The 8,798-nt window shown below is 63.1% G+C and carries 8 protein-coding genes; 2 read left to right on the top strand and 6 right to left on the bottom strand.

Annotated features, from left to right (window positions below; translation table 11 throughout):
- Positions 1–331 precede the first annotated feature (331 nt).
- The 3 genes from ABJK40_RS06750 to ABJK40_RS06760 form a co-directional block, all read right to left on the bottom strand.
- Positions 332–1,039: a hypothetical protein gene (locus ABJK40_RS06750; RefSeq protein WP_348510203.1), complete on the bottom strand. Its 708-nt coding sequence runs from the start codon at positions 1,037–1,039 to the stop codon at positions 332–334.
- A gap of 238 nt (positions 1,040–1,277) precedes the next feature.
- A complete protein-coding gene (locus ABJK40_RS06755; protein ID WP_348478838.1) occupies positions 1,278–2,396 on the bottom strand; it encodes an IS110 family transposase in 1,119 nt (372 codons plus the stop codon).
- A gap of 298 nt (positions 2,397–2,694) precedes the next feature.
- Positions 2,695–3,255, bottom strand: a complete 561-nt coding sequence (locus tag ABJK40_RS06760) for a hypothetical protein (protein WP_348478839.1) — start codon at positions 3,253–3,255, stop codon at positions 2,695–2,697.
- Positions 3,256–4,490: 1,235 nt separating this feature from the next.
- On the opposite strand from ABJK40_RS06760, the gene ABJK40_RS06765 reads away from it, so the two are divergent.
- Entirely contained in the window at positions 4,491–4,907 is a 417-nt protein-coding gene (locus tag ABJK40_RS06765) for a helix-turn-helix domain-containing protein (RefSeq protein ID WP_348478840.1), read from the top strand.
- A gap of 13 nt (positions 4,908–4,920) precedes the next feature.
- Positions 4,921–5,289 (top strand): hypothetical protein, encoded by a 369-nt coding sequence (locus ABJK40_RS06770; RefSeq protein WP_348478841.1) that lies wholly within the window; start codon positions 4,921–4,923, stop codon positions 5,287–5,289.
- A 511-nt stretch (positions 5,290–5,800) separates the two neighbouring features.
- Here ABJK40_RS06770 and ABJK40_RS06775 read toward each other — a convergent pair.
- From ABJK40_RS06775 to ABJK40_RS06785, 3 genes are all read right to left on the bottom strand, one after another.
- Positions 5,801–6,418, bottom strand: coding sequence for a hypothetical protein (locus tag ABJK40_RS06775; protein WP_348478842.1), 618 nt, complete (start codon positions 6,416–6,418; stop codon positions 5,801–5,803).
- Between the two features lie 449 nt (positions 6,419–6,867).
- Positions 6,868–8,121 (bottom strand): RNA polymerase sigma factor, encoded by a 1,254-nt coding sequence (locus ABJK40_RS06780; protein ID WP_348478843.1) that lies wholly within the window; start codon positions 8,119–8,121, stop codon positions 6,868–6,870.
- Positions 8,118–8,474, bottom strand: a complete 357-nt coding sequence (locus tag ABJK40_RS06785) for a YciI family protein (RefSeq protein WP_348478844.1) — start codon at positions 8,472–8,474, stop codon at positions 8,118–8,120. The genes ABJK40_RS06780 and ABJK40_RS06785 overlap by 4 nt, the downstream gene beginning before the upstream one ends.
- Positions 8,475–8,798: the final 324 nt, after the last annotated feature.

Genomic DNA, 8,798 nt, shown 5'->3' on the forward strand with positions numbered 1-8,798 from the left:
TGCCGGCACAACCGCACCGCCGACAACCGTTCCTGCTCGGAATACCGACGCGTCGTCGGCACCCCTGGTGACTTCTCTTTCGGCATGGCTCCATCCTTGTTTCCAAGCTCAGGAACCTCCAACGAACCCAGGGCGATTCAGCACTGCCAACAAAACAATCTTGCGGCCCACCGCACAATCTAAGCACGTGGCTTCTTCAGGCGAGCCAGGTGGCGGACCGCTTCGTGAGGCCGCTCAGACCAACATCGAGTTGGCACAGATGAGAACGCTCCTCATCGGCAGGACTGCGGGCGGGCACCTGCTCCAGAATCTCGGCACTTCGGATCGGGGTTCATACCCTGCGGCGGGCGATCCGGACTGCGAGAAGGAGGACACTGAGAGCGGCGACGCCAACGATGACGAGCGTCGTAGTCGTGTTCGAATCCTGATCGGGCTGGCCTCCATCGCCTGGAAGCGGGTCGGGCGCATCGGTGGCCGCCGTGACCGTCGAGGATGGTGCACTCGTCGGGGCGACTGTTGAAGTCGTGGTTGAATCGGCCGTCGTTGTGGTCGTTGTCGTCGTTGCGGGTTCGAAGGTCGCAACCGTGGGCTCATCCGCAACCAGTGGCGAAGCATCGGTCACCACGATCTGTGGATTCTCACTGTAGGCAATCCGGTTCGCCGCCCATCGTGCTTGCACGACGGCCGTGCCCGCAGTCAGTTCGGCTGGGATCACGATGGTGACGTCGAACGAATACTCGTCATCCGCCGCTCCAGTAGCAACGAGGAACTCCTCGGTCCCTTGCACCACGTAGACGTCGATCCCGCCGATTGGAACACCCAGTACGCCCTCTCCATCCGGCGGCGCACCCGTGTCGTAGCAGTTGTCACCCCAGGCATACCCCGTGACCACGAGTTGCGCGCCGCTGACCACCTCACGCTGCTCGATCTCGATCGTCGGGCCCGAACAGTCCGCAGCCGCTGGGCTGCCTGTCGTGATCAAGAGCCCGACGACAACGGACACGAACGCGAGGATCCTCACCAGTGTCTGACGACGCATGTCACCGAGAAGTTCCCGAAGCCCTTCGTCAGCACCCTCGTCGACGAGGCTTCGCCAGACACAGCACCTCAGGACCGCTCGGAAATGTTCTGAGATGCATCGCATCGCAACCGCTCTGTATCGAAGCCTCTTTGTGTCAAGGGGAGATTTCTGGGGTTGTTCGGGCGCGTCGAAGCCGACCCTCCTTGATTGGCGGTGCTGAGGGTCGTAGCGTTGGTTGTTGGGTCCCGGGAGTGACCTATCCGAAGAGCCGGCTGTTCAGGATGTAGAGCCGGTCACGCTGGATTCGAGGTCGTTCCTGATTGTCCTCCCGGGCCCACCAGGGGGTCAGCTCTGCTGTCGGGCGTCGGCTGCGAGGTGTCGGTAGACGACGTCGGAAATCCGTCGCTTGAGCGAGCGGATTGCCTCCTTGGAATGTGTTGCCCTCTGCGACTTTGCGGTCGAAGTATTGGCGGCCGAGGGTGTCGTGGCGGAGCTGTGAGATCGCGATGACGTGGAGCGCCCAGTTCAGTTGGCGGTTGCCGCGCTGGTTGAGCCGGTGCCGGACTTTGGATCCTGACGACGCCTCGACCGGGGCGGTCGCGTTGTAGCTCGCGAAGTGGTGCTTCGACTTGAACCGTTCGATGTTGCCGGCCTGGCCGATGATCATCGCGGCGGTGATCGGCCCGACCCCGGAGATCGTCGTCAGCGATGTTCCCGACGCTGCGACCGCTGTTTGGATGCGCTGCTTGGACGAGTCGAGCAGGTGGTTGTAGCGGTCGATGTCGCCAGCGAGGTCGCGTGCGATGTCTTGGCGTTGGCGGCCCATTGCATCAGTGGGCTCGAAGCCGTCGATGACCGTATTGATCCTGGTCACGGTGGTGATCCGGAACCCCGCACCACCCGGAACCATTTCGAGCAGCAGGGCGTGGAGGCGGCAGCTGGCTTTGTTCTTGAGCCGGCCGAGGTCGCGGTGTCGCTTCGACAACAGCTTCAACACCTGGGCATGATCATCGGCGCACACCGTGGCGAGATCGTCGGCGCGGAGTGCTGCGATTGCGATCGAGCGGGCGTCGTTCGGGTCGTTCTTCTGCGACTTCCCCGACCCCAACACGCGCACTCGAGACGCACGAACTGGTGGGACGTCGACAACAGATTCGCCGGCCGCGACGAGCTGCTGGGCGAGCAGGTAGCCGAGGCCGTGGGCGGACTCGACCGCCCACGTCCGCTCCTCGAATCGGTCGGCCCACTCGCGGAGTCGGTCGGTTTGGGTCGAGCAAGATCGCACTCGGATCTCGTCGAGGACGTGTTCGTTGCTGTCGATCGCGACAGCGGTGTGGGAGCCCTTGTGAGGGTCGATCCCGATGGTGATGGTCATGAGTTGGATGCCTTTCTCGGTGATGGGGAACCGGAGGTGGGCACTCCTGATTCGGGTTGATCGTGCTCTCGCCTCTTTCGAGCCACACCACGGTGAAGGAACCGGCCGGCAAGCAATTCGATAGAAAGCCAACCCAGCAGGCGGCAGGCACATAGAGAGCCCACCGACCGGCACCTTCGACGCTACGACAACCGCCGCAACGCACACCCCAATCATGAATCAGGCACTTATTCGGGCGGCCGCCCGCTCGGAAACGTGCGGCGGATCGGGCGCGGTCCGCAGAGAGATGAGTAGCCGATCAGGCGCAACCGAACTCCTCGGTCGATGACGGCCAGGCCTCGACTCCGTCGGCGGTGACGACGAAGGCGATGAGGCGATCGTTCGACAGCCACAACCGGCGTCCTTGCTGTTGATAGCCGGTATTGATCGCATCCGACGGCAACTCGGCGTCCGCATCAAATGGGGCGACGAAGCCCCGACCGTCGAGCACATCTTGTGGGTCTGAGATGTAACCCTGTCCGTCGACTCCGAGGAACGTCGCCGACTCCCACCCGCAGTGCTCCGGACCGCGAGAAGAAGTGATCACGGAGGAGGGAACCCGATTGCCAGCAGCGTCCTGCCACAGCTCACGAGGAGACTCGTCATCGGTGGAGGGATCGAACTCTGCAGGGTCACAAGTAGCGAACGTCTCGATTGCCCATTCGTCGTCGGTGTCAAGTTCGACTTTCGTGCTGTCGGCGATCACGAGCGCAGCCTTGGCGACACCGGCGACTTCGTAGGTGTACAACACGCGACCCTCATCCCTTCCGACTGCGACGAAGCCCTGGTCGGGCATTCCGAGCGCTCCGCTGTCGATCATGTCGGTGAGCGCTTCGTCAGGGCCGGATCCACTGCCAAGAGGCCCGAAGTCCGACGTCCAGCCGCCTTGGTAAACGCCATAGTTGCAGTCGACGAAGGCCGCAACGGCGCCCGCTCTGACGGACGGATCCGGGTCGTTGGCGACTGGGGGTTTCGAGAGATCGACCAGCGGCAGCGACGTCAACGGCGTGTCGGACTGTTCGCCGGGCGCTCCGTCGTCCGGCGATGAGTCGCCACAGCCGGCGAGCAATGCGACAGCAACGGCGGCGCACACTCCGGCCCTCACCGAGCTCCAAGAGCGAATCGCAAACGGCTCAACTGATTGCCATGCGCGTCGAGAATTCATCATCTTCTCTTTGACGCTACGAGGATCGGAATAGTTCCCGACGGAGGCATCCCCGATAATCCGACACCAAAAGAGGCCGCCTCAGCCACGCATATCGCTCGCTCCCAATCGACGCCGAGACCCGCACATAGCGGCACGTCGGGGCTCGGCCGGCCGCTCAGAATGTGAACCTGGGCCGGGTTGACGGCGGACGTCGTGAGCGCCGCCGGCGGTGTTTCTGGAGCAGTGATTTGGAGAATCATTCGATGCATGAGGTGGACCCAGGAAGACAATCACCGAATTCAGAAGATTCGGCTCATTGGTTTTCTCTGCGTTACGACGTTTGCAGGCGTCGGATGGCTGATCCGTCTGGCGGTCACGTGAGTCCCGTGGCTCGTTGGTTCCTGGCCATCGTGTTGGTCACAGCACTCGTTGCAGGCTCAGCATGGCTGTTTGGTTCGTCGGGTTCGACTGGCAAGCTTTTGTTGGCGGTTGCCCTTTCAGTTGTCGGTGTCGGTCTGAGTGTGTGGGTGCTTCGACGTCGGGCATCCTCGTAGGCAGATCTCGACAGGTACGAGCCGCCGATCGCACGCATATCAACGCACCCGGCTTGGCCTTCGACCCGATCAGAACGGCACGTACGCAATCGGCCAGGCGCGCGAGAATGTGCGCTCCAGCGTACGCGCCAGCCAGCAAACGGCGGGTGCTCCTCAAGCGGGTAGCGGGCGGCGTCGCCTACCAGGGCGGGGCGTCGCAGAACCGGGCTGTGGTCGACCGGAGAGTTGTCTCCCGCCAGCGGTCAATGAAGCCGAGCAGGCGAGATTGTGGTTTCCGGTGCGATTGTCCCGGCGGAATGCCGCACTTCTCGCGTTTGGATACGATCGTTCCCAAATAGCGGTAGGGTGACGAGCATGGGCAGGCCGAGGACCTTCGATCCAGAAGCGGTTGCCACCGACGTCGCCAACCTCGTTCTCGAGCGCGGCTATGACGCTGTTGGAATCGATGACATCACCAGAGCCACCGGCGTCGGCCGTGGAAGCCTTTACCGCGTGTTCGGAAGCAAGGCTGGCGTGATCGCACTCGCACTTGCAGGCGCCGCCGAGCGGGACGACGCACGCCTCGCAGAACTCACGGCGCTCGTTTTGGCCTCCTCGGCTGCACTCGACCCGCTGATTCGACCCGAACTGACACGAGGACTGGCCATCATCGGCCGAGCAGGCGACCCGGAATTGCAACTCGGGCGAGCCCTGCTGGAGCGGCATCGACAACTCGCTCCGCCGACTCGCGATCGTCGACACATCTATCCCAACCACACGACTGACATTTGAGAGACGAGGAACCATGGCCAGCATCAACGTTCACGACGACACACTCGTGGTCGAGCAATCCACCATCGAAATGATCCTGTCACTGCGCAAAACCATCCGTGTCCCGCTTGCGAACATCATCGGCGCCACCGTCGATCCCGGCGTCGGATCCGAACGAAAGGGAATCCGGGTTCCCGGAACCCACATCCCCGGTTTCTACGTCGCTGGCACGTTTCGACACGAGGACTCGAAGACGTTCTGGAACATCCGCCGTGGCACCAACGCAGTCGTCGTCAGCCTCACCGACTGCGACCTCGACCAACTCATCATCGAAGTCGATGACCCCCACGGCACCGTTGCGTCGATCAACGCCGCCAAGGCAACCACCACGATCGAGCGATAACCGATCCCAGCACACCTGCTCGGACGCGATCCACAACGAGCAGCATCCAAGCCGATCAGTTTTTGCTGCACCACCAACCCTGCCACAGATCACCGCTGAGCAGGACCGGCGCCCTGACCGCTCAATAACAACACCCTCCCGTCGGACGTAGACGTGCACAGGAACGGCACGTCGGGGCTCGGCCAACCGCTCCAGATTGTTCGCTCGGTCGAGCTGTCGTCGAGGCGGTCGATCGTGCGCTGTCAGCACGGCTGACGTTCAAGAAGACGCCGACCTCTATTCATCAGAAGTAGACACGAGCCATCGGAAAAAGATCCAAGCACCCGCAGCGAGCGCAACTGGAACGATGATGAGGACCGCAGCTCGTCGGGATACTTGCTTGGCATCACTCCATCCTCTCAAGGAACGGAGCCTCCACGAATCCCGGGGCGCTTCAGCTCTAGGTACAGCGTTCTGACGGTCGCCACGGTTTCTGTGTCTCGCCGTCTGGTGCGACGCCCCGAGACGGGCCTCAGTTGGTTCCGGTGGTCTGCTCCAGGGGGAACTCGATACGAAAGGCGGCGGCCTTCGCAGCGAATCGGCTGGCGTCGAGCTGCGTGCTCGATGCGTTCACCGAGCGCTCCTCGTGCTGAACCGGTTTCGCTCCAGTCGGGAGGATCACGTAGTCGTCGATCGAAACGGCGAGGATCTGCTCGGGATCGAAGTCGTCCAGCCGCCACACGATCCCGTCCGGCGTCCTGGCTGCATCACGCCGAGCCTGGTCGACGTCGCGCGTCCACGAGAACGCTGACACGTCATCCTCGGAACAACCCCTGTACAGGGTGACCGGCTCGGTCGGCCGGCGACCGAAGAACCCCGCCCGATCGAACATCTCGATCCACGTCTCTTCGCTGATGTTCAGCAACGGTTGCTGTGCCATGAACCAGCACTCCGAGACCAACTCCGCCCAGTCGTCCTCGTGGAATCGATCCAGAGTCACGAGGGCCAACACGTCGGCGAAACGGGACTGGTTGTGCAACGCACCGAAGAACAACGCGTGGACCGAATCGGCCGCCCCGTTCTCTGCGTACTCCTGACAGATCCGGCGAGCCTCTTCGATCACGGCGTCGTCGAGCTCGGAAGCGGTCATGGTGCGTGTCACGCTCATACCCGGGAATCGGCTCGTGTTGTCACCTTCTTGAATGTCCAGTGGCACGACGGCCGACGGCCACGGCGCGACGCTTCGATCTCACGGTCGTGGTCGGGATCGGTCCCGAGGCACCAACTCGAGACGATCGACCGGTCATCGGTCTCCGAGACTCGTCGTGAGGGACCTTTCGGACCTCGCTCAGAGAGTCCAGAGCGCTCGCAACAGCGGCGCCGACGACCACCAACGACCAACGACCCATCGGATCGGCACGTCGGTGCTCGGTCACGCGCTCAAGATCGTACGGGCTCCGTCCGCACTCGACGGGGCGCTGTGCGCTGCCGGTTCGAGAGCGGGTTGGTCAGGCCTGGCGAGGAGGAATGTGGAGTGAGTTGCCGCGGCCAGTGTCGTCGAGGTCGGCGGGCAGGGTCCGTCAACATCGTGCCGTTCCTTCAGTTCAAAGCCGTGGGGAGTTCGGCGTGGCGTCGTTGGAGTAGTTGTCGTTCGGCTGGGTTGTCGGTCAGGTCGATTGCTCGTTCGTACGCGACGCCGGCGTCGTCGTCGCGACCGCATCGACGCAGCAGGTCGGCCCGAACTGCATGCCAGAGGTGGTACCCGTCGAGGCCGAGGCGGTCGATGGCAACGAGCGCGACATGCGGTCCGTCGATCTCCGCAAGGGCGACTGCCCGGTTGAGTTCAACGACCGGAGTTGCAGCGATCTCGAGGAGGTGGTCGTAGAGGGCGAGGATCTGATGCCAGTCCGTGTCGACGAACGTTGCGGCCTCGGTGTGGACTGCGTTGATCGCTGCGTGAAGTTGGTACTGGCCAGGGCGACCTTGGCGCAGACACCTCCGCAAGAGTTCTCGACCTTCGGCGATCATCTGCTGGTCCCAGCGCGTTCGGTCCTGATCGACAAGACGAACGAGAGAGCCGTCGACGGCAACGCGGGCCCGTCGGCGGGCGTTCGTGAACAGCATCAGCGCGAGCAATCCTCGTGCTTCGGGTTCGTCGGGCATGAGATCGACGATGAGTCGTGCCAAGGCGATCGCTTCTTCACACAGGTCAGGTCGGCCCACACCGTCACCGCTGCTGGCGATGTAGCCCTCGTTGAATGCAAGGAAGATCACCGCCAGTACCGATCCAAGACGGTCGGGCAGTCGCGCGTCGTCAGGCATCCGGAACGGCACGTTCGCAGCGCGGATCTTGCGCTTCGCTCGGACGAGTCGCTGGGTCATCGCGGCTTCAGGCACCAGGAACGCCCGAGCGATCGCTGTGGTCTCGATACCTGCGACCAACCGGAGTGTCAGCGCAACCTGGGCAGGTGCGGCGAGTGCGGGATGGCAACACGTGAACACGAGGCGCAACACGTCGTCATCCACCGACTCGCCACCGAGATCGAAGTCAGGCCATGCCGGCACGGCAGTGGATGCCACGGCCTGACGTTGTTTCGTGTCGCGTCGCGATTCGCGTCGGATCCGGTCGATGGCTCGTCGCCGAGCAACCGCAGTGATCCACGCTCCGGGACTCTCCGGGACCCCGGTCCTCGGCCACGACGTCGCGGCCTCCGCGAAGGCTTGCTGGGCTGCGTCTTCGGCCAGGTCGAGGTCCCGGAACGATCGGGCGAGCACGGCAACCACTCGGCTCCATTCATCGCGAAAGACACGATCGATCACCGAGTGGTCGCCGGGGTCCGAGGACCGGTTCACTCCGGATGGTCGTCCACGAACGGGCGAACCTCGATCGAACACCGGGTTGCTCGCGATGTGCGCTCGGCCCATTCCAGGGCGGCGTCGAGATCGGCGACATCGATGATGCTGAGTCCACCGATCACCTCTTTGCTGTCGATGAACGGTCCATCGGTGGTCACCGCTGTCCCGTCCTGAGAGGTGACCACCGTTGCAGTGCTCGGGTCGTGGAGCCCGCCCCCGAACACCCACGAGCCTTCGGCTCGGAGCTGACGATGCACCTCGGTGACGTCAGCCATGATCACTTCGAGTTCGTTCGCGGTGGGTGGCGTGGCGTCCGGCGAGTAGCACACGGACATGAGATAACGAGTCATTCGAGTTCTCCTTCGTCGTTGGGATCGACCCGATGTCGTCCCACACCACTACGTCGAACAACAGCCTGCCAAACCGACACCACCAGCAGAACTTCTACTCCATCCGCAGCCTCGTACGAACCCTCGACCCGGCGACATCCGCCCCAGAACGGCGGACCGTTCGAGCAGCGAGATAGCGAAAGTACGGCACTTATGTGGGTAATCGGTGTCAAGGGCAATCTGAGATTTCTGGCGGTTGAGGTCATGGTTGCTCGGTGCGGGCGCGTTCGAGGAGCATGTTGAAGAGGTCGACGCGGTGGTGCTGGTCGCGTTCGGCGGCGTGGT

Origin of the sequence: Ilumatobacter sp. (assembly GCF_039969435.1) — a bacterium.
GTDB lineage: Bacteria > Actinomycetota > Acidimicrobiia > Acidimicrobiales > Ilumatobacteraceae > Ilumatobacter_A.

Coding starts and splice junctions, on each gene's coding strand:
- ABJK40_RS06775 (WP_348478842.1), bottom strand. CDS start 6,418: ATGACCGCTTCCGAGCTCGACGACGCCGTGATCGAAGAGGCTCGCCGG.
- ABJK40_RS06760 (WP_348478839.1), bottom strand. CDS start 3,255: ATGATCGACAGCGGAGCGCTCGGAATGCCCGACCAGGGCTTCGTCGCA.
- ABJK40_RS06770 (WP_348478841.1), top strand. CDS start 4,921: ATGGCCAGCATCAACGTTCACGACGACACACTCGTGGTCGAGCAATCC.
- ABJK40_RS06755 (WP_348478838.1), bottom strand. CDS start 2,396: ATGACCATCACCATCGGGATCGACCCTCACAAGGGCTCCCACACCGCT.
- ABJK40_RS06750 (WP_348510203.1), bottom strand. CDS start 1,039: ATGCGTCGTCAGACACTGGTGAGGATCCTCGCGTTCGTGTCCGTTGTC.
- ABJK40_RS06765 (WP_348478840.1), top strand. CDS start 4,491: ATGGGCAGGCCGAGGACCTTCGATCCAGAAGCGGTTGCCACCGACGTC.
- ABJK40_RS06785 (WP_348478844.1), bottom strand. CDS start 8,474: ATGACTCGTTATCTCATGTCCGTGTGCTACTCGCCGGACGCCACGCCA.